18 protein-coding genes are annotated in these 22,113 nt (G+C 65.4%); 9 read left to right on the top strand and 9 right to left on the bottom strand.

Features of this window, described 5'->3' with window-relative positions; all coding sequences use genetic code 11:
- Positions 1 to 108: 108 nt before the first annotated feature.
- The 5 genes from F3J44_RS19095 to F3J44_RS19075 all read left to right on the top strand — a co-directional run bounded on the left by F3J44_RS19095 (position 109) and on the right by F3J44_RS19075 (position 5,553).
- On the top strand, positions 109 to 2,409 hold the full coding sequence (locus F3J44_RS19095) for a fatty acid cis/trans isomerase (RefSeq protein WP_167275052.1): 2,301 nt from the start codon (positions 109 to 111) through the stop codon (positions 2,407 to 2,409).
- A gap of 178 nt (positions 2,410 to 2,587) precedes the next feature.
- On the top strand, positions 2,588 to 3,622 hold the full coding sequence (locus F3J44_RS19090) for an acyltransferase (protein WP_167275049.1): 1,035 nt from the start codon (positions 2,588 to 2,590) through the stop codon (positions 3,620 to 3,622).
- 58 nt (positions 3,623 to 3,680) lie between these two features.
- Positions 3,681 to 4,265 (top strand): Fe-S biogenesis protein NfuA, encoded by a 585-nt coding sequence (gene nfuA, locus F3J44_RS19085; RefSeq protein WP_167056225.1) that lies wholly within the window; start codon positions 3,681 to 3,683, stop codon positions 4,263 to 4,265.
- A 196-nt stretch (positions 4,266 to 4,461) separates the two neighbouring features.
- A complete protein-coding gene (locus F3J44_RS19080) occupies positions 4,462 to 5,070 on the top strand; it encodes an SCO family protein (RefSeq protein WP_167056222.1) in 609 nt (202 codons plus the stop codon).
- The gene (locus F3J44_RS19075; protein ID WP_167275046.1) at positions 5,071 to 5,553 is read left to right on the top strand and encodes a copper chaperone PCu(A)C; all 483 of its coding nucleotides are present in this window, start codon (positions 5,071 to 5,073) and stop codon (positions 5,551 to 5,553) included. It abuts the gene before it with no gap.
- A 139-nt stretch (positions 5,554 to 5,692) separates the two neighbouring features.
- Here the strand turns inward: F3J44_RS19075 and F3J44_RS19070 are convergent, their stop codons facing one another.
- From F3J44_RS19070 to F3J44_RS19035, 8 genes are all read right to left on the bottom strand, one after another.
- Entirely contained in the window at positions 5,693 to 5,920 is a 228-nt protein-coding gene (locus tag F3J44_RS19070) for a hypothetical protein (RefSeq protein WP_167056216.1), read from the bottom strand.
- 51 nt (positions 5,921 to 5,971) lie between these two features.
- The gene (locus tag F3J44_RS19065) at positions 5,972 to 6,805 is read right to left on the bottom strand and encodes an AraC family transcriptional regulator (RefSeq protein ID WP_167275043.1); all 834 of its coding nucleotides are present in this window, start codon (positions 6,803 to 6,805) and stop codon (positions 5,972 to 5,974) included.
- Positions 6,802 to 7,116 carry an AzlD domain-containing protein gene (locus F3J44_RS19060; protein WP_167056209.1) on the bottom strand — a complete coding sequence of 105 codons (315 nt, stop codon included), beginning with the start codon at positions 7,114 to 7,116 and terminating at the stop codon, positions 6,802 to 6,804. Before F3J44_RS19060 ends, F3J44_RS19065 begins: the two co-directional genes overlap by 4 nt.
- Positions 7,113 to 7,814 carry an AzlC family ABC transporter permease gene (locus F3J44_RS19055; RefSeq protein WP_167275040.1) on the bottom strand — a complete coding sequence of 234 codons (702 nt, stop codon included), beginning with the start codon at positions 7,812 to 7,814 and terminating at the stop codon, positions 7,113 to 7,115. The genes F3J44_RS19060 and F3J44_RS19055 overlap by 4 nt, the downstream gene beginning before the upstream one ends.
- Positions 7,815 to 8,069: 255 nt before the next feature.
- Positions 8,070 to 8,762 carry a sel1 repeat family protein gene (locus F3J44_RS19050; RefSeq protein ID WP_167056202.1) on the bottom strand — a complete coding sequence of 231 codons (693 nt, stop codon included), beginning with the start codon at positions 8,760 to 8,762 and terminating at the stop codon, positions 8,070 to 8,072.
- Positions 8,763 to 8,918: 156 nt separating this feature from the next.
- The gene (locus tag F3J44_RS19045; protein ID WP_167275038.1) at positions 8,919 to 10,013 is read right to left on the bottom strand and encodes a hypothetical protein; all 1,095 of its coding nucleotides are present in this window, start codon (positions 10,011 to 10,013) and stop codon (positions 8,919 to 8,921) included.
- Positions 10,014 to 10,040: 27 nt separating this feature from the next.
- Positions 10,041 to 10,667: a LysE family translocator gene (locus F3J44_RS19040; RefSeq protein ID WP_167056197.1), complete on the bottom strand. Its 627-nt coding sequence runs from the start codon at positions 10,665 to 10,667 to the stop codon at positions 10,041 to 10,043.
- Between the two features lie 2 nt (positions 10,668 to 10,669).
- Entirely contained in the window at positions 10,670 to 11,452 is a 783-nt protein-coding gene (locus tag F3J44_RS19035) for a YqcI/YcgG family protein (RefSeq protein WP_167275035.1), read from the bottom strand.
- Positions 11,453 to 11,611: 159 nt separating this feature from the next.
- Between F3J44_RS19035 and F3J44_RS19030 the strand changes: the two genes are divergently transcribed.
- Positions 11,612 to 12,529, top strand: coding sequence for a LysR substrate-binding domain-containing protein (locus F3J44_RS19030; protein WP_167056191.1), 918 nt, complete (start codon positions 11,612 to 11,614; stop codon positions 12,527 to 12,529).
- Here F3J44_RS19030 and F3J44_RS19025 read toward each other — a convergent pair.
- Entirely contained in the window at positions 12,510 to 13,406 is an 897-nt protein-coding gene (locus F3J44_RS19025; RefSeq protein ID WP_167056188.1) for a LysR family transcriptional regulator, read from the bottom strand. The two genes, F3J44_RS19030 and F3J44_RS19025, sit on opposite strands and share 20 nt — an antisense overlap.
- A 119-nt stretch (positions 13,407 to 13,525) precedes the next feature.
- Between F3J44_RS19025 and F3J44_RS19020 the strand changes: the two genes are divergently transcribed.
- The 3 genes from F3J44_RS19020 (at position 13,526) to F3J44_RS19010 (ending at position 22,022) form a co-directional block, all read left to right on the top strand.
- The gene (locus F3J44_RS19020) at positions 13,526 to 14,710 is read left to right on the top strand and encodes an MFS transporter (protein WP_167275032.1); all 1,185 of its coding nucleotides are present in this window, start codon (positions 13,526 to 13,528) and stop codon (positions 14,708 to 14,710) included.
- 335 nt (positions 14,711 to 15,045) lie between these two features.
- Complete coding sequence (locus tag F3J44_RS19015; protein WP_167275030.1) at positions 15,046 to 17,406, top strand: DNA polymerase II; 2,361 nt, start codon at positions 15,046 to 15,048, stop codon at positions 17,404 to 17,406.
- 80 nt (positions 17,407 to 17,486) lie between these two features.
- Positions 17,487 to 22,022: an NEL-type E3 ubiquitin ligase domain-containing protein gene (locus F3J44_RS19010; protein ID WP_167275027.1), complete on the top strand. Its 4,536-nt coding sequence runs from the start codon at positions 17,487 to 17,489 to the stop codon at positions 22,020 to 22,022.
- Positions 22,023 to 22,113 lie beyond the last annotated feature (91 nt).

The following is a 22,113-nucleotide window of genomic DNA, read 5'->3' as shown; positions in this document are numbered from 1 at the left end:
CCATTTGCATGAAAACTGCTCATGTTGGATGCAGATGCTAAAAAGCCAAGAGCACCCAAGGACGACCAGATAATCGTGATGGCTTTCAGAACCCAGGACTTTCCGCACATGGTGCATCGTTTACTTGTCAGCGTTTTCGCCCTGTTCCTCAGTGGCGTGGCGTTCGGTCAAGCCCCCCAGTCGAGCCCGGCGATATCCTACACCCGGGATATCCAGCCGATCTTCACCGAGAAATGCGTGGCCTGCCACGCCTGCAATGACGCCGCCTGCCAGCTCAAGCTGGAAAGCCCCGAGGGCGCGGTGCGCGGTGCCACCAAGGTGCCGGTGTACCAGGGTGAGCGCAGCCAGGCGGTGCCGCCCACGCGGTTGTTCTACGACGCCCACGATGAAGGCGCCTGGCGCCGCAAGGGCTTCTATTCGGTGCTCGACAACCAGGGCAGCCAGGCCGCGCTGATGGCGCGCATGCTGGAGCTGGGCCACAAAACCCCGCTCACGCCCAACGCCAAGCTGCCCGACGAGATCGTTCTGGGGCTCAACCGCAACAACATGTGCCCGCTGCCCCATGAGTTCGACGCCTACGCCGGCGCACACCCCAAGGAGGGCATGCCGCTGGCGGTCACCGGGCTGACCGACAAGGAATATGACACCATGCGCCGCTGGCTGGCCGCCGGCGCGCCGGTCGAGTACCAGCCGATCAAGCCCAGCGCGGCCGAGGCCAGGCAAATCGCCCAATGGGAGGAACTGCTCAACCGCCCGGGCTCCACCGAGGCGCTGGTCGGCCGCTGGCTGTACGAGCATTTGTTCCTGGCGCACATCTATTTCGTTGGCGGCGAGCAGGGCCACTTCTTCCAGTGGGTGCGCTCGCGCACGCCCAGTGGCCAACCGGCCGATATCATCGCCACCCGCCGCCCGAACGACCCACCCGGCACCGAGTTCTATTACCGGTTGATTCCGGTGCAGGGCGTGATCGTGCACAAAACCCACATCACCTACCCGATGGGCCCGCAGAAGCTCAAGCGGGTAAAGCAGCTGTTCTATGCCGGCGACTGGCACGCCACCTCGCTGCCGGGCTATGGCCCTCGGCACCGGGCCAACCCGTTCGAAACCTTCGAGGCGATCCCGGCGGTGGCGCGCTACCAGTTCATGCTGGATAACGCCGAATACTTCGTGCGCACCTTCATCCGTGGCCCGGTGTGCCGTGGCCAGATTGCCACCGACGTGATTCGCGACAACTTCTGGGCACTGTTCCAGGAACCGGCCCATGACCGCTACATCACCGACGCCAAGTACCGCGGCGAAGCCACGCCGCTGCTGGCCATGCCGGGGCAGATCGACGACGTGGGCAGCGTGCTCAACCTGTGGCACGCCTACCGCGACAAGCGCAACGAATACGAGAAGCTGCGCCGCGAAGCTTATGCCGACATGCCCGCACCGGGCTGGGCGACCCTGTGGGCCGGCAATGACAACGCGCTGTTGAGCATTTTCCGCCACTTCGACAGCGCCTCGGTCAGCAAGGGCCTGATCGGTGACGTGCCGCTGACCACCTGGCTGTTCGACTACCCGCTGCTGGAGCGCACCTACTACCAGCTGGCGGTCAACTTCGACGTATTCGGCAATGTGTCGCACCAGCTGCAGACGCGCCTGTACTTCGACCTGATCCGCAACGGCGCCGAGGTCAACTTCCTGCGCCTGATGCCGGCCGACCAGCGTGCCAAGATACTGGGCAGCTGGTACCAGAACAGCGGCAAGGTGAAGATGTGGCTGGACTATGAAGACATCGACACCGACACCCCCAGCGGTATCAAGCTCGACCCGCGCGACCCCATCCGCGACTTTGGCCTGAAGCTGCTGCAGCGCACCACCAGCCTGAATGCCGCGCCCGACCCGATCAACCGCTGCACGGGGGCCTATTGCTCACGGCCGCAGATGAGCGAGGAGTTCCGCAACGTCGAGCAGTCGCTCAGCCGCCTGGTTTCGCGCCCGGCCGCAGGCCTCAAGGTGATTGGCCAATTGCCCGAGGCGACCATGCTGCGCATCGAGGGCGAGGGCGGCCAGCGCCAGGTCTACAGCCTGTTGCGCAACCGTGCCCACAGCAACGTGGCGTTTCTGCTGGGTGAGGCCTACCGCTACCAGCCGGGGCTGGACACCCTGACCCTGTACCCGGGCGTGCTCAGCAGCTACCCGAACTTCATCTTCAACATTCCGGCCAAGGATGTACCGGAGTTCGTCGAGGACATGGAGTACGCCAAGGACGATACGGCCAAGTTCGAGCGCATCGTCATGCGCTGGGGCGTGCGCCGCAGCCACCCGCAGTTCTGGCGCTATTTCCATGACCTCAATACCTATATCAAGGAAACCGAGCCGGTGGAGGCCGGGGTGCTGGACATGAACCGCTATGAGAACCTCTGATCGGGTCGGCTGACCTTTCCGGGTACGCTGCGGTCGGAAGGGATGGGTGGTTCGGGGGCTGCTGTGCAGCCCAATTCGCGGGGCAAGCCCGCTCCTACAATGTAGGGGCGGGCTTGCCCCGCGAACGAGCGCGGTGCGCTCGCCGGGCCTCAATGCACCGGCAATCGCAGGGTATTCCATGCTGTATTCGCTTCAGGCACTGCGGGCGTTCGCCGCCTGGGTGGTGGTCTGCCATCACTTCATGCAAATCTTCTTCGACTTCCACGCCACCGGCCCCATCGGCCAACTGCTAACCGACCGCGGCGCCGTTGGCGTCGATATCTTCTTCGTGATCAGCGGGCTGGTCATCTACCTTTCCACCTGTGACAAAACCATCGAGCCACGCCAGTTCATGCTCAACCGGGCCCTGCGCATCATCCCGGCCTACTGGTTCTACACCGCGCTGATGGCCGCCTTACTGCTGGCCTTCAGCCAATGGATGCCGCACCAGGTGTTCACCTGGCACCACCTGCTGCTGTCGATGTTCTTCGTCCCCGCGGAAAACCCCGGCGGCTATGGCCTGTACCCGACCCTGAACGTGGGCTGGACGCTGAACTTCGAGATGTTCTTCTACCTGCTGTTCGGCCTGGCCTTCCTGGTGCGCCAGCGCCATCACCTGCTGCTGGTGACTGCCGCGCTGCTGTTGGTGGGCGAGGTACTGGGGCGCGTGGGTGTGCTCAGCCGCTTCTACAACAACGGCATCATCTACGAGTTCCTGCTGGGTATCGCCCTGGGCGTGGCCTACCGCCGTGGCCTGGTGCGTGAAGGCCTGTGGCTGCCGCTGGCGCTGCTGGGCGTGGCCGGCTACGCCCTGTATCACCTGGACGCCTCCCAACGCCTGCTGCATTGGGGCGTGCCCAGTGCAATGATCGTGCTGGCGTTCATCGCCCTGGAGCCGTACTTCCAGGGCAACCGCCTGCTCAAGGCGCTGGGCGACTGCTCCTACTCGGTGTACCTGATTCACGTGCTGGTGCTGTACGCCGGCTGGTTCGCCAGCCAGCGCCTGCACCTGAACCCATACCTGGTGTTCGCCCTGTGCGTGCCGTCCATTGGACTAATGTCGTGGTTCAGCTACCGCTGGCTGGAACGTGGCCTGTACCGGCGGATGCAGGCCTGGCTGGCGGCGCGAGCGGAGCAAACCCCGGCATTTGCGCTATCCCGAGTTAAATACTAGGACTTTGTACAAAGGCCAGGTTGGCGTACACTTGGCCGCAAGTCTGTGAGGAACTTCCATGAGCGCTATAACCATTACTGACGCCGCCCATGACTACCTGGCCGATCTGCTTTCCAAGCAGAACACGCCTGGCATTGGCATTCGCATATTCATCACCCAGCCGGGCACCCAGTACGCCGAGACGTGCATCGCCTACTGCAAGCCGGGCGAAGAAAAGCCCGACGACGAACCGGTCGGCCTGAAAAGCTTCACCGCCTACCTGGACGCGGTCAGCGTGCCGTTCCTGGAAGACGCGCTGGTCGACTACGCCACCGACCGCATGGGTGGCCAGCTGACCATCAAGGCGCCGAACGCCAAGGTGCCGATGGTCAACGAAGACAGCCCGCTCAACGAGCGCATCAACTACTACCTGCAAACCGAGATCAACCCAGGGCTGGCCAGCCACGGCGGCCAGGTAAGCCTGGTGGACGTGGTCGACGATGGCATTGCCGTGCTGCAGTTCGGCGGTGGTTGCCAGGGCTGCGGCCAGGCTGACGTAACCCTCAAGGAAGGCATCGAGCGCACCCTGCTTGAGCGCGTTCCGGAGCTCAAGGGCGTGCGTGACGTGACTGACCACAGTCAGAAAGAGAACGCCTACTACTGACCTTTTCAGGTCAAGCCTTAGCAACAAAGTGTTACGGTTTCAACCCCTGCGACAACAGGCCGCAGCCCGTATTCAAAGGGCTGCGGGCCATCACCGCCTTGGTCGGGTAGAAGCCCACCGGGTGTCATGCCAGAATGCCCCGGTTTTTCGCCGGCCCGTCCCGAGGGCCGGCACCTTCCCTGTAAAGGATGGTTTCATGAATGATCGACTGACCCGGCGCGCGGTTGTCGCCGGCATGGGCGTTCTAGGGCTCGGCCTGCTGGCAGGCTGCAACCCGGCCCGGGGGCTTGAGTTCAAGTACGGCAAGAACATGAGCAACGAAATTCTCGGGCGCAAGTTCAGCCTCAAGGACACCCAGGGCAACGTGCGCACCCTGTCGAGCTTCTATGGCTCGATGCCGATGGTCTTCTTCGGTTTCACCCAGTGCCCGGCGGTGTGCCCGACCACCCTGGCGCGGGCGGCGCAAATCCGCAAATTGCTGCGTGGCCGCGACCGCGACCTGTTCCAGGTGGTGTTCATCACCCTGGACCCGGAGCGCGACAGCCCCGAGGTGCTCGACGCCTACGTCAAGGCCTTCGACCCGTCGTTCATCGCCCTGACCGGCACCCCCGAGGAAATCGCCGCGGTGGCCAAGGAGTTCAAGGTGTTCTACGAGAAGGTTCCGGCCGGGGATACCTACACCATCTCCCACTCGTCCACCAGCTACGTCTACGATACCCGTGGCACTTTGCGCCTGAGCCTGGGCCATTCCCTGAATGCCAAGGAATGCGCCGAGGACCTGGTCACTTTGATGGAGATCTGCTGAATGTCGATGCAACCGATCAAGCGCGGCCTGGCCGCCCTGGCGCTGCTGGGCCTGGCCCTGCCGGCACTGGCCCAAACCACCGTGAGCGACGCCTGGGTGCGCGCCAGCGTGCCGCACCAGCCGTCCACCGGCGCGTTCATGACCCTGACCGCCAGCAGCGACAGCCAGCTGGTGGGCGTTGCTTCGCCGGCGGCCAAGACCGTGCAGGTGCATGAAATGACCATGAACGGCGACGTGATGGGCATGAAGCAGGTGCAGGCCGTGGCGCTTCCGGCCGGCAAGCCGGTCAGCCTGGACCCTAACGGCTACCACGTGATGCTGATGGGCCTGACCCAGCAGGTGAAGGAAGGGGACAAGGTGCCGCTGACCCTGACCATCGAAGATGCCAAGGGCGCGAAGGAAACCGTGCAGGTGCAGGCAGAGGTTCGCCCGCTCAACGCCGAGGCCGGCGGCGGGCATGACCACATGCACATGGATCACTGAATGACGAAAGGGCCGCAATAGCGGCCCTTTTTCATACCTGCATAACGCACGCGCCGCAGTCCACCCCCCCGTAGGAGCGAGCAAAGCTCGCGAAGGGCCAACCCTGCAACGCCCGATCTCCCAGGCGCCACATCAACCCTCAACTACGAAAACGCGGCAGCGGCCGGTCGAGGGTCAGCGAGGTCAGGGTCTTGCGAACCTGCGCCTCATCGGCCTCCAGCGCCTTCAGGCTCGCACGGATCTTGCCAGCAGCGGGCACATCGCCCTGCCGGTCGATCCAGTCGGCAATCTCCTTGCAGGCACTGCTCAAGCAGGCCTGGCGCTGGTTCATCAGCGAAATCAGGGTGGTGAGCTCTTTTTCGGACATGGCAGGATCCTCCGATCAGCACAATCAGTGTAGCAGTGGCTGGCGAGCTCGTTAGCCCTGCAAACAGGCGCTGCGATACACCCCCGGCGTCACCCCGTAAGCCTGCTTGAACTGTCGGCTCAAATGGCTCTGGTCGGCAAACCCCAGGGTAAATGCCGCCTCGGAAGCGGCTACCCCGGCTTTGAGGAGTTCCCGCGCACGGGCCAGGCGGCGTTGTTTGAGCCAGGCATGGGGTGGCAGGCCGGTGGCTTGGCGGAACACCCGGGCGAAGTGAAACGGAGACAGGTTGACCGCAGCGGCCAGGGCTTCCAGCGAAGGTGGGTCTGCCAGCTGGCTCTCCAGCAGCTCGCGGGCCCGTGCCACGGCCAGTGGCTCGTTGCCGGGGGCGGTGGGTTCGGGGCAATGGCCGTGGCGCTGGACCAGCGCCAGCACCGCCTGGCGCCAGGCGGTTTGCTGCTCCAGGGCGCTGGCGCCGGCTTCCGAGCGTTGGTGCAATTGGCTGAAGGCCAGTGCCAGGGCAGGGTCCTGGATTACGCTGGCGGTGAAGCGGGGCATGCCGTGGCGGCCCAGTTCCAGCTCATCCAGCACCCCGGTCACCCGTTCGTGCTCAGGATAGAAACCACGGTAGCGCCAGCCGGCCTCGTGGGCCGTGGCGCCGGTGTGCAGTTCGTCCGGGTTGATCAACACCATGCTGCCCACCGGCGCCAGGTGCTCGCTGCCGCGGTGCCAGAAGCGCTGTGCGCCCGACTCGATCACGGTGAACACATAGCCTTCATGCACATGGGGCGCGAAGCGCTGCTGGAAATAGCGCGCGTGCAGCATCTCGACGTCGCCCAGGGCCGGCGCCTGCCAGAGGTGGGTTTGTTCGCGCAGGGGCGTGCTCATGTCAGCCAGCTGCGCAGCAGGAAGAAGATCACCATGCTCACCAGCATGCTCAGCAACACGCTGCGGGTCAACAGCACCAGTACCACGGCCACCACTGCGCCGAGCAGGTAGGGGTTGAGCGGGCTGAGGTCGAGCTGGTGGCCGGGCAGGAAGATGATCGGCCCGCAGATGGCGGTGAGCATGCCGGGCACCGCGAAGCCGAGGAACTGCCGGGCGTTGGAACTCAGGCGCAGGGGCAGGCGCGGTTCGAGGAAGGCGTAGCGGTTGAGGAACACCACGGCGCCCATGGCGAAAATCAGCAACCAGGTCATGGGCGGCCTCCGGAAAATTTCTGGCAGAGAAAACCCGCCGCCATGCCCAGCAGGCCGGCAGCGACCAGGGCCGTCTCCCAATGCCAATAGCTGAACAGTACCGAGCAGAACAGCGACACGGCCACGCACACCACCGTGGCGAGGTTGCGCACCAGCGGTGCGATCAGCGCGACGAAGGTGGCGACGATGGAGAAGTCCAGGCCCAGCTGGTCGAGGTGGGGGATGTTCTGGCCCAGCACGATGCCGGCCAGGGTGAACAGGTTCCACGCGACGTAGAAGGTCAGGCCCACGCCCAGCGCGTACCAGCGGTTGAACTGCTGTTGGTCGTAGTGGCTGGTAAGGGCGAAGAATTCGTCGGTGAGCAGAAAGCCCAGGCCCAGCCGCCAGCGCAGCGGCTGGTTCGACAGCACCGGGCGCATGGTCAGGCCGTAGAGCAGGTGCTGGGAGGTCAGCAGCAGGGTGGTCAGCAGGATCGACAGCAGGCTGGCGCCACCCTTGAGCATGCCAATGGCCACCAATTGCGCGGCACCGGCGAAGACGATGGCCGACAGGCCCTGGCCTTCCCAGGCGCTGAGGTTGGCTTCGATGGCCATGGAACCGGCAAGCAGGCCCCAGGGGGCCACGGCCAGGGACAACGGCAGGATGGCGATGGCGCCGTGGACAAAGGCCTGGCGGGCGAGGGGGGGACTGCTGGGCATGATGGCGGAGACACACGTTTGCTTGGCAGGGCAGCATGCCAGAGGGGTGGGGCAGATGGCTTGAACGATCTTGCTGGTTTGTCGCCCAGCAGGCTGGGAACATTGCCAGCAGGCGCGCCGCAATCCTTTGTAGGAGCGGGCTTGCCCCGCGAACACCGGCTTAGCCGGTGCCATGCACCACGGTGCCTGCTTCGCGGGTCAAGCCCGCTCCTACAGGGTTCTCCGTTAAGTCAGGTAGTTGCGATTTGCGGGCCATCAGCGCTGGCTGGTCAAGCGCTGCTGCGCGGACTCGCAGCCATTGATGTCGACAGCCTTCTGCAGCAATGACTGGCGGTGCTGTGGGTCGAGATCGCCCAGCAGCCGGTACACTTCGGCCTGGTAATCGCGCTGACGGCCCCATTGCATCTCCAGGCCCTGTGGCTGGCTGCGGTTGCAGGACAAGCGGGCAGCGGGTTGCGGGTAATACGCGGCATACAGCGTGGCCATGCTCGGGATCGCCTCCAGGGCCTGCCGGTAGGCCGGGCTGGCATTGTAGGGCTTACACCAGGTGGCGATTGCCGTGGCGGGCGGGGCAAAGCCCTGCTTCAGGCTTGCCTCCAGCAACGGGCAGGCGGCATCGGCAATCTGTGCCACTGGCAAGTAGGTGGTGTAGTACAGCGCCAGGCGATACTGGGCGACCGGGTGGCCGAGTTCCACCGACTTCTTCAGCAAGGCCACCGCGCTTGGCAGGGTGCGGGCCATGGCCTGGCCCTGGCGGTTGAGTTCCGGGTCGTTGCCCAAGGAGGTGCGCAGCACATTGCTGTCGTCCTGGTTGTCGGCCTGTTCCAGCAGCGGCAGGGCCTGGCGGTAGAGCAAGTCGGCATGTGGGTCGATGCGCACTTCCAGTGCCTGGGCGGCAATTGGCGCTAGCCAGATGAACAGCGCGGGCAACAGTGCGGCGCGGCTCACGGCTGGGCCTCGCACAATGAGCCGCATTGGCAGGCAGTCAAGCTCGGGGGGACGGCTGGGTTATTCATCACAACTGCACGTACGCCTCAGGCGAATCGGAAAGACGGTCTATTCTAGCGAAGGGCAATGGCTTGCCGATACCCCAGGGAAGAACTGTCAGACGAGCTTGATCGGGGTGACCCGGCGCTGGCCGTATTTGTCCTGGGCCAGGCCCAGCTTGGCCGTGATGACCTTGGCCAGGGCATTGTTGCCCAGGTCGTTGAGGTGCAAGCGGTCGATGAACAGGTCGCTGGCAAAAACCGGCGAACTGCTCAGCATGCTGTTCATGTCGTAGCAGGGCACCGGGTCGGCCTGGTGCTTGATGCGGCGAAAGAAGGCCATGTGCAGTTGGCTGTCGAATGCGCCTTCGAGGAGGCGGTCGAAGTTGCTGGGTTGTTGCTCAAGGGCGGCGAGCATCGCCTGTTCCCCGGCCGGCAGGGTTTCACGACACCAGGGCAGCAGCGGTTGCAGGATGAACGTCAGGGTGGCATGGCTGTCGGCCAGCAGCCGCTCCCATTGCCGCAAGGTTCGGCCAATGTTGTCTGCTGCGCGGACCAGGCGCTTTTCCGGGGCCGACAGTTGCCAGGCCGGGGCCGGTTGCGGCCGGCGCGGGGCCAAGGCCTGGCCTAGGCGCTGCCAGAGCGATGGCCGTGGCGCCGGCCCGAGTGCCGGCATGCCTTCGTTGAAACTATTGAGATAGGCCTGATAGGCCCTGGCCTGCTGCAGATCAGGCGGGCCAGCCAGCACTTCGCCCAAGGCTTCGTGGGCCAGGGTGTTCAGGCCGCTGAGCAGCACCACGTGGCCAACCTCGCCCAAACGGTGCTGGTGGGTGAGAAACAGCAACAGTTCCTGGCTGGCATTGAGCCCACAGCCCGCCAGGCTCAACCACACTTCCCCGGTCAGCGCCGACAGGTGCGAGGCCACGCTGTGCTCATCGCAACTGGCGCCGATGCCCAGCGCGGTCGAGCCGCCGACCAGCAGGTTGACCCGCGCGGCGCCACCGCGCTCGCTGGCCGAAAAGCGCTTGCCGGCGCAATGGCTGTAACGCAGGCCAAGGGCGTCGGTATTGATGGTGCCGGAGCGATAGCCACTTTCATGCACATGCAGGGTATGCGGGGCGCGGCGCTGGCCCAGTTGCAGGAAGCGCTGGTAATCGGCCTGCAGCGGCAACGGGCGGCCCGGAACCTGCGGGGCTGTGGCAGACGGTGTCATCGGCGCTCCTGATCTGGCAAGGGGCAGTCAGCCCGCCAGTTCCTTGAGGTTGTAGGCCAGGCCGCCGGCGGCGATCAGCAGCAGGGCTACACCCGAAGCCAGGGAGATCAGGCGGTTGCTGCGCGCCGAAGTGATCTTGCCGATGGCGAAGATGTACAGGCTGAGCACGGCAAAATCGATCAGCACCCACAGCAGCGACAACACCACCATGCTTTTGCCGAACGATTCGGTCACCTGGATGAACTGCGGGAAGAAGGCAATGAAGAAGATGATGTCCTTGGGGTTGGAGATGCCCACCATGAAGCCTTGCCACAGGCCCCCGCGGCCAGCCTTGGGCGCTTGCGCCAAGTCCTCGGCAGGCGGCGCCTGCAGGTTTTCGCGCAGGGTGCCGACGGCGATGTAGCCGATGAACAGGCAGCCCAGCAGGCTCATGCCGCTGAGCCAGGCCTTGTCGATGGCAGCGCTGGTCAGGATGACCCAGGCAGCGGCGCCGATCAGCACCAGCGATGCCCAGTTGGTGCCGACGGCCGTGAACATGGCCTTGCGTGAGCCAGAGGCGGCAGCGGTGTTGACGATCAGTGCCACTACTGGGCCTGGAGTGGCGATCAGCAGCAGGACGGTGAGGGCGTAGGTCAGTGTCAGTGCGGTATTCACGGTCAGTTCTCGATCAGTGTGTCAGGTGTTGCATGGGCATGCGCATGAAAGGGGCAGCGCGATGGATTGAGCGAACCTGCTTCCTGCAGTTGGTATTGCTTCCATTCGAAGTTGTCGTCCTGGCCAAAGAAGCCCAGGGTGTCGGGCATGACCCCGTCGTTGTAATGGCGCACGCGCTCGCGAATACGGGCGCGAATGCGCTGCCCGCTTTCGGTGGCGGCGTTGGCCACTTCGTCGAAGTTTTCCCGCGGGTTGATGACGAAGGTGATGTGTGGCCCAAGGTTGCGGCTTTTCATCCGTTCGTGGCCGGGGAAGTTCATGTTGATGAACAGCGGCATGCCGGCATAGCAGAACGACCAGCCGTTGTCGTGCGGGTCGGTCGGAATGGCCTGCGGCCAGGGTTGCGGGTCGCGCGCGTGCACGCCGCGCAGCACCTTCCAGGCCAGTGCCTGCTGCTCGGCCAGGGTGCAATCGGCGGCCGTTTCCAGAAACACCACCAACGGGCTGGCGATGCGTTGCTTGGCAGGAATGGGGGTGATGATGCCGATGTAGTCGGCCAGGCCCCGGGCGATGTCATCGGCCAGTTGTTCGGCGCGGGCGAAGAGGATGTGGCAGGTTTGCCCGGCGACCGCCTTGCGCCCGAACAGGCACGGGAAGTCCGGGTTGGCGAGCGTTTGGCGAAAATGCTGTATGGTTTTGTGCGTCCAATGTTGCGTGTTGCGCACATGTTCGGCGGCGAGCTCTAGCGCATCCAGGCGATAGCAGTTTCCATAACCCGTAAACATGATTTCCCCAGGCAGTAAATTGAAAGTAGTTTCCAGGCATATGCAGGCAGGTTTTCAGTTATCTTTATTGTTTTGCAGCATTTTCTGAAACGTACTTCGCGTTGTAAAACGTGTGGAACTATGACCTACTATTAGTCTCACTCATGCTTCGAGGGCATCATGTCGGAACGGATTCAGGCGCTGCACGCACTGCGTGCCTTCGAGGTGGCCTCGCGCTACGGGTCGTTCACCCGCGCGGCCGAAGAGCTGGCCTTGACCCAGGGTGCGGTCAGCCACCACATCAAGACGTTGGAATCGATGTTTGGCTGCGACCTGTTCGAGCGTCGCGGCCCGAAGTTGAGCCTCACCGAGCACGGCCGCCTGCTGGCCCAGGAACTAAAGGTCGGCTTCAAGATCATCGAGAACGCCTGCGCGCTGTTGCGCCAGGACCGCTATGGCCTGCGCCTGAAAGCCCCGTCGACGCTCACCGTGCGTTGGCTGCTGCGGGCACTGGATGGTTTCAAGAAGGTCGATGACAACTGCAGCGTGCAGCTGTCGAGCGTGTGGATGGACATCGACACGGTGGACTTCTATTCCGAGCCTTACGACTGCGCCATCCTGCTGGCCAACGGCCGTTTCCCGGCCGATGTCGAAAGCGTCAAGCTGTTCGATGAATGGCTGATCCCGGTGTGCCACCCGGACTACATGGCCCCGCAACCGCAACTGGCCGACCTGCGCCAGTGCGAATTCCTGCATCCCTCACCGGACCGGCGCGACTGGCGGCGCTGGCTGGCCCGCATGGACGCGCTGGACATCAGCATCGACCAGGGCCAGGTGTTCGACACCCTCGACCAGGGCATCTCGGCGGCCCAGCAGGGCTTGGGTATCTCGGTGGTCGACCTGGTGCTGGCCAGCACCGACCTGGGGGCCGGGCGCCTGGTGCTGCCGTTCAAGCATGCGGTGTCGACCGGCGACGGCTACTACATGACCTGGCTCAAGAGCAGCCCCAAGGCGCGGCAGATGCACAAGCTGCGCGAGTTCCTGCTCAGCCAGGTGCCGCCGCTGGCCTACAAGGACATCAACTACCTGTACGGCTGAACACCCGTTCCAGCATGAAGTCGATGAACACCCGTAGCTTGGGCGGCATATGGCGCCCCGACGGCCACAGCAGGTAGAAGCTGCCGCGCCGTTCGATGAAGCTGTCGAGCACGCTGACCAGGGTGCCGGCGGCCAGTTCGCGGCGCACGCTGAAATCCGGCAGGCAGGTGATGCCGCGATGGTTCAGGGCAAAGCAGATGCGCGTCTCGACGTGGTTGCACACCATCGAGATAGGAATGTCGTAGCCCTGTTCCGGGTGCTCCTGGCGCAGCGGCCAGATTTCCAGCTTGCCGTTGCTGGGAAAGCGGTAGTGCAGGCAGCTGTGCGCGCCAAGCTCGCGCGGGTGCTGCGGGGTGCCGCGCGTGCGCAGGTACTCCGGCGAGGCCACCAGGCAATGCTGGAAATGCCCGAGGAACTTGGCGTTGAGGCGTGAGTCCAGCGGTTGCCCGCCACGCATCACCACATCGAAACCTTCACCGACGATATCGACCACGCGGTCGGTGAACTCCAGGTCCAGTTCCACTTCCGGGTAGCGTTCCATGAACTCGGCCAAGGCCGGCATCACCAGCCCCGTCACCTGGGGCAGGCTGACGCGCAGGCGGCCGCGGGGCGTTTCGCTGGCCTGGGACAGGGCCTGTTCGGTGGCCTCGATCTCGGCCAGGATGCGCCGGCTGCGTTCGAGAAACAGCGTGCCCTCGGCGGTGAGGGTGATGCTGCGGGTGCTGCGATGGAACAGGCGCACGCCCAGGCGGCTTTCCAGGCGGGCCACGCGCTTGCCCACCGCCGAAGCGCTGATGCCCAGCGACTGGCCGGCGGCGACGAAGCTGCGGGTTTCGGCAACCCGGTTGAAAACCACGAAGCCGCTGAGGCTGTCCATGACGTGCTCCTGATTGCGGACATCGGTGTCCGAGGTGAGCGGCATTGTAACCGCCTTTTTCCGCAATACCGCCAACTTGCAGACTGTCGGCCTCGATCATCAGCACAAGGCAACCCGCCATGTCACACACCTCAACCGCTTCTGTGAGCCGCACCGAGCGCCTGCCCCTGAGCGGGCTATTGGCGCTGGCGATGACCGGCTTCATCGCCATTCTCAGCGAAACCCTGCCGGCTGGCCTGCTCGACCAGATCGCAGGCGGCATGCAGATCAGCCAGGCCATGGCCGGGCAGTGGGTCACGGCCTATGCCTTGGGCTCGCTGCTCACCGCTATCCCGCTGGTAACCCTGACCCAAAGCTGGAACCGGCGCCGGGCGCTGTTGCTGGCGATCATCGGCTTTGTGCTGTTCAACGGCCTGACCGCCGTGTCGCCCTCCAACGGCCTGACCCTGGTGCTGCGCTTTTTCACCGGCGCCGCCGCCGGGCTTACCTGGGGCCTGATCGCCGGGCACGCCCGGCGCATGGTGCCGGCGGCGCTGCAAGGGCGGGCGATGGCCGTGGCCATGCTCGGCCAGCCCATCGCGCTGTCGCTGGGCCTGCCGATCGCCACCTGGCTGGGCGCCGGGCTCGGGTGGCGGGCCACCTTTGCCGTGGTCACCCTGGTGGCGGTGCTGCTGGTGGCCTGGGTATTGCGCGCGGTGCCGGATTACCCCGGCCAGGCAAGCGGCAATCGCCCGGCCGCCTGGCAGGTGCTGCGCACGCCCGGGGTGGCGCTGGTGCTGCTGGTGATACTGGCCTGGGTGCTGGCGCACAACGTGCTCTACACCTACATCGTGCCGCTGCTGGCGGGGGCGGGCATGGCTGCTGAAATCGGCCAGGTGCTGATGCTGTTCGGCCTTGCGGCGCTGGCCGGCATCGCCTTGGTGGGGCTGCTGGTCGACCGTTACCTGCGCCTGCTGGTGCTGCTGAGCCTGGCAGGGTTTGCCCTGGCCACTTGGCTGTTGGGGCAGGCCTCGCCGTGGGCGATGTACCTGAGCGTGATGCTGTGGGGGCTGACCTATGGTGGCGCACCGACCTTGCTGCAAACCGCTTGCGCCGATGCGGCGGGTGAGGGCGGCGATGTGGCGCAGTCGATGCTGGTGACGGTGTGGAACAGCGCCATTGCCCTGGGTGGCATTGTGGGCGGGTTGCTGTTGGCTGGCGTGGGGGTTGGAGCGTTTGGGGCGGTGGTGCTGGGGTTGATTGTGGTGGCCTGGGGTGTGGCTTGGGCGGCGCGTAGCAGCGGGTTTGTGGTGGGGGCGCGGTAGGGTTCGGCGTGCGGTTTTTTTCGCCAGTGAGATCGCGCGCCGCCCGCGCGGCGCATCGCGAGCTGCGCTCGCTCCTACGTTTGTTTCCGGCCAATAACGCCTGTGGCAGACCCGCGCGACCGCCTCGCCATGCACCAAAGCGTTCGCGCGCAAATCCCCCATGACTCACTGGCCCGAAACAAACGTAGGAGCGAGCGCAGCTCGCGATGCGCCGCGCGGGCGGCGCTCGATCTCACAGGCAACCCACCCCCATCGGCGGACCCCTTGACCCACATCACGCCCCCCTCAACCCCCCACCTAGCGTAGAATCCCCTTTTTCAGCAGAGGTGAACGCGGTGGAGTTGCAGCAGGGCTTCGTCCTGACCCGGCATTGGCACGACACGGCCGAAGGCACCTGCGTGGAATTCTGGCTGGCCACCGACGCAGGGCCACGCTTGTTGCGCCTGGCGCCGCAGGAATCGGTGGCCTTCATTCCCCTGGCCCAGGCCGAGCATGCCCGGGTGCTGCTGGCCAAGGAGCAGGGCGCGCAGCTCAAGCCTCTGCAACTGAAGGACTTCGACCAGCGCCCGATGATCGGGCTGTACACCCGCCAGCACCGCCAGTTGATGCAGCTGGAGCAGCGCCTGCGCAGTGCCGGCATCGACGTCTTCGAGGCCGATATCCGCCCCCCCGAGCGCTACCTGATGGAGCGCTTCATCACCGCACCCGTGCAGTTCACCGGCCGCCTGGATGCCCAGGGCGTATACTGCGATGCGCAGCTCAAGCCGCTGCCGGATTACCGCCCGGCCCTGCGCCTGGTGTCGCTCGACATCGAAACCAGCGAACGCGGCGAGCTGTACAGCATCGCCCTGGAAGGCTGCGGCCAGCGCCAGGTGTACATGCTTGGGCCGGCCAATGGCGAGGCCAGTGGCGTGGACTTCGACCTGCAATACTGCGCCGACCGTGGCGAGCTATTGGCGTGCCTGAACCAGTGGATGGCCGAGCACGATCCGGATGCAATCATCGGCTGGAACCTGATCCAGTTCGACCTGCGCCTGCTGCACGAACACGCCAAGGCGCTGCAGGTGCCGCTGGCCTTGGGGCGCAACGCCGCGCCCATGACCCTGCGCAGCCATGCCGGGGGCGGCCATGTGTTCGCCGATGCCCCGGGGCGGTTGTTGATCGATGGCATCGAGGCGTTGCGTTCGGCCACCTGGAGCTTCCCCTCGTTCAGCCTGGAGAACGTCGCCCAAACCCTGCTCGGCGAAGGCAAGGCCATCGATACCCCGTACCAGCGCATGGACGAGATCAACCGCCGCTTCGCCGAGGACAAACCGGCGCTTGCACGCTACAACCTCAAGGACTGCGAGCTGGTCACGCGCATTTTTGCCCACACCCGCCTGCTCGACTTCCTGCTGGAGCGGTCGTCGGTCACCGGCCTTGCCGTGGACCGCAGTGGCGGTTCGGTCGCCGCGTTCTGCCACCTGTACATACCGCACATGCACCGCCTGGGCTTTGTCGCACCTACCCTCGGCAGCCGCCCGGAGGAGGCCAGCCCCGGAGGCTTCGTCATGGATTCGCGCCCAGGCCTGTACGACTCGGTGCTGGTGCTCGACTACAAAAGCCTGTACCCCTCGATCATCCGCACCTTCCTGATCGACCCGGTCGGCCTGGTCGAAGGCCTGCGCCTGGCCGATGACGAGCACTCGGTGGAGGGTTTTCGTGGCGGACGCTTCTCGCGTACCCAGCATTGCCTGCCGGCCATCGTCGAGCGCGTGTGGCAAGGCCGCGAGGCAGCCAAGCGCGCAGGTAACGCGGCCTTGTCGCAAGCGCTGAAGATCATCATGAACGCCTTCTACGGCGTGCTCGGCTCCAGTGGCTGCCGCTTCTTCGACCCACGGCTGGCCTCGTCGATCACCATGCGCGGCCACCAGATCATGCGCCAGACCCGCGCGCTGATCGAGGCCCAGGGGTACCAGGTGATCTACGGCGACACCGACTCCACCTTCGTCTGGCTCAAGGGCCGTCATGAAGAGGACGCGGCGGCGCGTATCGGCCGTGACCTGGTGGCGCAGGTCAACCAGTGGTGGCGCGAGCACTTGCGCACCACCCTGGGCCTGGACAGTGCCCTGGAGTTGCAGTTCGAGGTGCACTACCGGCGCTTCCTGATGCCGACCATCCGCGGTACCGACGAGGGCAGCAAAAAGCGCTACGCCGGCCTGGTGCAGCGTGCCGATGGCAGCGAAGACATGGTGTACAAGGGCCTGGAATCGGTGCGCACCGACTGGTCGCCGCTGGCCCGGCGGTTCCAGCAGGAGCTGTACGGGCGGATTTTCCGTGGCCAGCCGTACCGTGACCAGCTGTGCGAATACGTGCGCCAGACCCTGGCCGGTGAGCTGGACGAGTTGCTGGTGTACCGCAAGCGCCTGCGCCGGCCACTGGCCGACTACCAGCGCAACGTGCCACCCCATGTGCGCGCCGCCCGGCTGGCTGACGAGCACAACGACCTGCTTGGCCGCCCGCGCCAGTACCAGCGCGGTGGCTGGATCAGCTACCTGATGACCACGGCAGGCCCCGAGCCGCTGGAGCACCACCCTTCGCCGGTAGACTATGAGCACTACCTGGAGCGCCAGCTCAAACCCATTGCCGATGCGATTCTGCCCTTTGTCGGCGACGACTTCAGCGCCCTGGTCGACCGCCAACTGCTGTTGTTCTGACCCAGGTGTTAACCGGTTACCTGCCAGTGCCCCCGCCAGCCGCCTAGCTTCGCGCTTTTGGCTGAGCCGAGGCAGTAACCATGCAAGCGCAACCCGATTCACCGATCAGCAACGCGGGCAGCCGCGCCCTGGAACAAGCTTACCAGGACCACCTGCTGGCCCAGCGCCTGCCACCCTGGGTCCATGCCTGGCGCCCGGCGCGCATTGATGTGCTCAATGCTGCCTTGCAGCAGAGCATCGATGCCCGGCAACGCCTGCAAGCCGAACTGGCAGGTATTGAACCGCTCGAACGCTTTGTCGAGCAAAGGCTGCAACCAGTGCTGGCCGAGCGTTTCAAGGTCAGGCAACCGCTCACGCAATTGTGGTTTCGTGACGCTTACCAAAAACCGTTGGCCACCTACGCGCCGATCCGCGTGCCGTTGACCGAGGACGTCTACTACCAGGTGCCGCTGCTGGAAGCCACGCTGCGCAATTTCACCCGTGCCCAGGCCGAAGTGGGTGGCCTGCCGGTGCATGCCGGCTTGCGCGACGCACAGGGTGCCAAGGTGCCGGGCATCGAGGCCAGGGCGTTCGCCGGATTGTGCCGCGAACTGGACCTGGGCCAGCGCTACCAGCAGCACCTGGCCCAGGTGCTGCAGCCGGCTGCGGCGCCAGGCAGGGTCAAGGCGTTGCTGGGTAACCTTGCACGCAGCAGCATGCTGGTGGATGCGTTCAAGGCGCGGCATGAGCAGGTGCTGAGCGAGGCGGAGCTGCAAGTGGTGATCGACCTGTGCCACGATGGCCGGCCAGGGCACCTTGAAGGGGACCGCGTGGTGCCCCGGCAGTTGCACCTGTTGGGGTGCGAGCTGCAGCAAATCGTGGTGCTGGACGTTCGCGACGAGGCCTTTGCCCCGGTGTATACCTCATCCCGGCGCGTGCTGGTGTACATCCCGGGCGACCCGCTGGGGCCCTGGCATGCGTTCGACAATGTGCTGCGCTTTGTGCGCAGCATCCTTGGCCAGCGCCTGCGAGAGCCCGCCTACCAGCGCTTTTTCAGCCGCTTCGTGCGCAGGCGTGACAGCCAGGCCTTCTTCTCCCAGGTGATCGCCGGTTATCACGACCTGCCCATCTGGGCCAACATCGACCTGGGCGAAACCCTGCGTGACTACCCTGAACCCTTGTTCGAGCACCTGGCGGCGGCGCGCATTGCGCAGATAAAAGACGACGGCGCGACCCTCATCATGCCCGTGGCCAGCCTCGACCGTGCCGTGCAGGCCCTGCATGAGCAGCGCCTGGAAGCCGAGGGCTGGGCGTTGCTGGGCATGGCCAGCCTGTTCGTGCCGGCGCTGGGCACCCTTTTGCTGGCGGTGACGGCATGGCAGTTGCTCAAGGAGACCTTCCGCGCACTGGACGCCTGGCATGAGGGCGCCAGCCGAGAGGCGCTGGCGCATCTGGGCAATGTCGCCAAGGACACCGCGATCATTGCCGCCACCGCCACAGGCCTGGTGGTCGCGCAACGTGCCTGGGCCCGCGCATGGGCAGTGGACAGCCTGGTGCCGGCGCGCCTGGAGCAGGGCGGTGAGCAGCTGTGGGATGGTGACATCACACCCTTTCGCGTGCCCCAGCCACCCCAGGAAGCCCGCCGCGATGCGCTGGGTGTTCACCGCCTGGGCGAGCAGGCCTGGGTCGAGATGGACGGGCATTACTACCCCGTCAGGCAACGCAGTGACCGGCAATGGCAACTGAACCCGCTGGCCGGCCACGGGCCGTTGCTGCGCCACAATGGGGCTGGAGCCTGGCGGGTATGGAGCGAGCAGCCGGCCGAGTGGGACGACCCCCGGCGCATGTTCCGCCGGCTGGGTGGGCAGTTTGCCGAGCTGGACGACGGGCGCATCGACCAGCTGATGCAGGCTCACGACCTGGCAGCCGACCAACTGCGGGCCTTGCACGTGTATGGCCGGGCGCCTGATGCCGGCCTGCTCGACAGCCTGCTGCGGGTGCGCCTGATGAGCCGTATCGAACAGCTGGCCGGCCGGCTGAGGCGGGGCGAGGCGGGTAATGACCCCACGGTATTGGCCTATGCCCGGCGTTTGCCGGGGGCATCGACGCTAGCAGGTGAGCAGATGGCCGAGCAGGTACTGCTGCAACGGCGGCTATTGTTCCAACGTCTTTACGAGATAGTTCAGGACACTGATACACCGGGCACCGCGGCCTTGCGCCGGGTGTTCCCCGGCCTGCACCGGTTGGGGGCCCAGGCCGTGCTGGAGGCTGCCAGTGCAACCGACCGGCAACGGCTGGTGGACGATGGCCGGGTGTCGCTGCGCCTGTCCGAGGCTGCCAGGGCCAGTGTGCAGCGTACCCGCATTGTGCGTGCCCGTGAGGCCTTCTACCTTGACGTTCCGCAAAACGCCGACCACGCGCGCCTGGTGCTAGGCATGCTTGAGCACCTGAGTGAGCCTGCCGGGGCGCCCGCCTTGCGTGTATTTGATGGCAGCCTGCATGGGCCGCTGTTGGCCTCGACGACGGGCGATGGCGTTCCATTCGACCTGGTGCACGTGCAGTACGCCTACCAGCTGATGGACGCGCACGGCCAGGCCGTTGGCGCACCGGGTGAACTGTTCGACGTTTTGAGTCAGGCTTATGACGCCCAGCAGCGCGCGGCCATGAACCTGGGCACGCCGTTCGCCGCCAGCCTGCGGGCAGCCATTGCCCGTGAGGTGCAGGCGCGCCCCGCCGAAGTGGAGCAACTGCTGCACCCCGCCGTGAGCAGCGGCCTGCTGCGCCCACCGCTGCGCCTGGCCGATGGCCGGCTGGGCTATCCGCTCAGCGGCAGGGGCCCAGGCCGCGCCTGGGGCAGGCTGCTGCCACGCTCGGCATTGGCGCGGCTGCGCGACCTGTACCCGAGCTTCACCGATGATCAGATGCTGACGTGGCTGGAGCACACCAGTGGCTCGGGGCAGAGCGTCGCCCAGGAACTGGCACGCCTGGAGCGCCAGTTCCAGGCGTTGAACGACCGGCTCAACGATTGGGTGCGCCGTGCCAGTGACGACGCCGAACGCGAGAGCCGGCGCTTTTTCCGCGAGGCCATGCGCAGCTGCTGGCAGCGCCGTACCGATGGCACTACCCATGCCTCGGTGTTCAATGCCGATTACCGCTGGAGCCTCTACGGGGCCCGCCCAGGTGCGCTGCCGGAGTTGCCAACCAACGTGAATTTCGACCATGTGTTCGTGATGTCACTGCGCAGTACCGGCATCGATACCATTCCCGACAGCTTCCTGCGTGCGTTTTCCAATGTGCGGATTCTGGAAATGCCGGACAATCGACTGACGCGCATCCCTCAGCCGCTGATGCAGATGCAGCACCTGGAGTGCCTGGACCTGGCCAACAACCTGATCAACCTGGACGCCAGCCAATCGACCATACTCGCCAGCTGTGAAAACCTCACCTACTTGAACCTGGCGTTCAACCCGCTGGGCCGGGGTTTTTCCGTCAGCGCGCTGCCGCGCCTGCAGGACCTGCACCTGGCCAACTGCGAGCTCGACGGGTTTCCCCACGGGGTGACGGAACATACCGCGTTGCGCAGGCTGGATGTGCGCAACAACCTGATCACCGCAGTGCCGGCTGATTTTTACGCATCGCGTCTGTGGGTCGAGGGGCATGTGCAACTGCGCGGCAACCCCCTGACCCCGGAAGAGGCCCAGCTGTTGCGAACGGCGCTACTGGTCTACCATCCCGAGGCTGGCAGCAGCGCGGCTGGCGTGCCCGAACGGTTGCGCTGGATGGACATGATCGGCCTGCACGGGCGCGTCGAGCTTGGCGCCTATTGGGATGAACTGGAGGGTGAACCCGGCTCCGAGGCCTTCTTCGACCTCATCGGCGGGCTGCGCAATACGGCGGAGTTTCGCCAGCCGCGGGGGGCCATGGCGCTGGCCAGGCGAGTGTTCGACATGCTCCAGGCCATGCATGAAGACACCGCGCTGCGCCGCTCGCTGTTCGACAGCGCCCATCAGCTGACCTGCCAGGACAGCGTGGCGCTGCGCTTCGGCGACCTGGAGCTGCAGGTGCGGGTGTGGCGCGCCGAGCAGGGGGCTACCCCCGGCCGCCGCGAGCAGGCCTTGCTACGCCTGGGGCGCCAGTTGTGGCGGCTGGATGAGGTCGACCGTATTGCCCTGCAGGACATCCAGAGGCGTACAGAGGCCGGTGGCGACCCGGACCAGATCGAAGTGATGCTGGCCTACCGGGTTGCCCTGCGCACCGACCTCGACCTGCCGCTGCACACCCAGGCGATGCTGTATCGCGGCGTTTCCGGGGTGACCGCTTCCCGTGCGGCCCAGGCGCGGGCGCAGGTGCTCGACGCTGAAACGGATGAACGCTTGGCCCAGGCATTGGTGCAGCGTGACTTCTGGCGAAACTACCTGAGCCACACCCAGCCGGGGCGCTTCGAGGCGCTGAACGGGCCGTTCCATGAGCGCCTGGAAGCGCTGCAGGAAGATCAGCAATTGCCCGAGGACGAGCGGCTGGCGCAGATCAACCGGGTCGCGGGTGAGCGCCAGTTGGCCGAGCATGCATTGATGGTGCAGATGACCCTCGATGCGCTGTCGATCAACGCCGAGCAAACCCAGGTGATGGTGCGCTGAGGCTTGCCCCCTGGGTGGGTGTTAGCTATCTAGCCTCCACCCGCCCAGGGCTGTTTCTAAGCTGGCGGCTTCCCTTACTCAGTGGAGACGC

The sequence above is a fragment of the Pantoea sp. Tr-811 genome (assembly GCF_011752535.1).
Lineage (GTDB): Bacteria > Pseudomonadota > Gammaproteobacteria > Pseudomonadales > Pseudomonadaceae > Aquipseudomonas.
Note: the sequence above shows the minus strand (reverse complement) of the source record. Positions and strands in the feature narration are given on the sequence as shown.

Coding starts and splice junctions, on each gene's coding strand:
- F3J44_RS19095 (WP_167275052.1), top strand. CDS start 109: ATGGTGCATCGTTTACTTGTCAGCGTTTTCGCCCTGTTCCTCAGTGGC.
- F3J44_RS19090 (WP_167275049.1), top strand. CDS start 2,588: ATGCTGTATTCGCTTCAGGCACTGCGGGCGTTCGCCGCCTGGGTGGTG.
- nfuA (WP_167056225.1), top strand. CDS start 3,681: ATGAGCGCTATAACCATTACTGACGCCGCCCATGACTACCTGGCCGAT.
- F3J44_RS19080 (WP_167056222.1), top strand. CDS start 4,462: ATGAATGATCGACTGACCCGGCGCGCGGTTGTCGCCGGCATGGGCGTT.
- F3J44_RS19075 (WP_167275046.1), top strand. CDS start 5,071: ATGTCGATGCAACCGATCAAGCGCGGCCTGGCCGCCCTGGCGCTGCTG.
- F3J44_RS19070 (WP_167056216.1), bottom strand. CDS start 5,920: ATGTCCGAAAAAGAGCTCACCACCCTGATTTCGCTGATGAACCAGCGC.
- F3J44_RS19065 (WP_167275043.1), bottom strand. CDS start 6,805: ATGAGCACGCCCCTGCGCGAACAAACCCACCTCTGGCAGGCGCCGGCC.
- F3J44_RS19060 (WP_167056209.1), bottom strand. CDS start 7,116: ATGACCTGGTTGCTGATTTTCGCCATGGGCGCCGTGGTGTTCCTCAAC.
- F3J44_RS19055 (WP_167275040.1), bottom strand. CDS start 7,814: ATGCCCAGCAGTCCCCCCCTCGCCCGCCAGGCCTTTGTCCACGGCGCC.
- F3J44_RS19045 (WP_167275038.1), bottom strand. CDS start 10,013: ATGACACCGTCTGCCACAGCCCCGCAGGTTCCGGGCCGCCCGTTGCCG.
- F3J44_RS19035 (WP_167275035.1), bottom strand. CDS start 11,452: ATGTTTACGGGTTATGGAAACTGCTATCGCCTGGATGCGCTAGAGCTC.
- F3J44_RS19030 (WP_167056191.1), top strand. CDS start 11,612: ATGTCGGAACGGATTCAGGCGCTGCACGCACTGCGTGCCTTCGAGGTG.
- F3J44_RS19025 (WP_167056188.1), bottom strand. CDS start 13,406: ATGGACAGCCTCAGCGGCTTCGTGGTTTTCAACCGGGTTGCCGAAACC.
- F3J44_RS19020 (WP_167275032.1), top strand. CDS start 13,526: ATGTCACACACCTCAACCGCTTCTGTGAGCCGCACCGAGCGCCTGCCC.
- F3J44_RS19010 (WP_167275027.1), top strand. CDS start 17,487: ATGCAAGCGCAACCCGATTCACCGATCAGCAACGCGGGCAGCCGCGCC.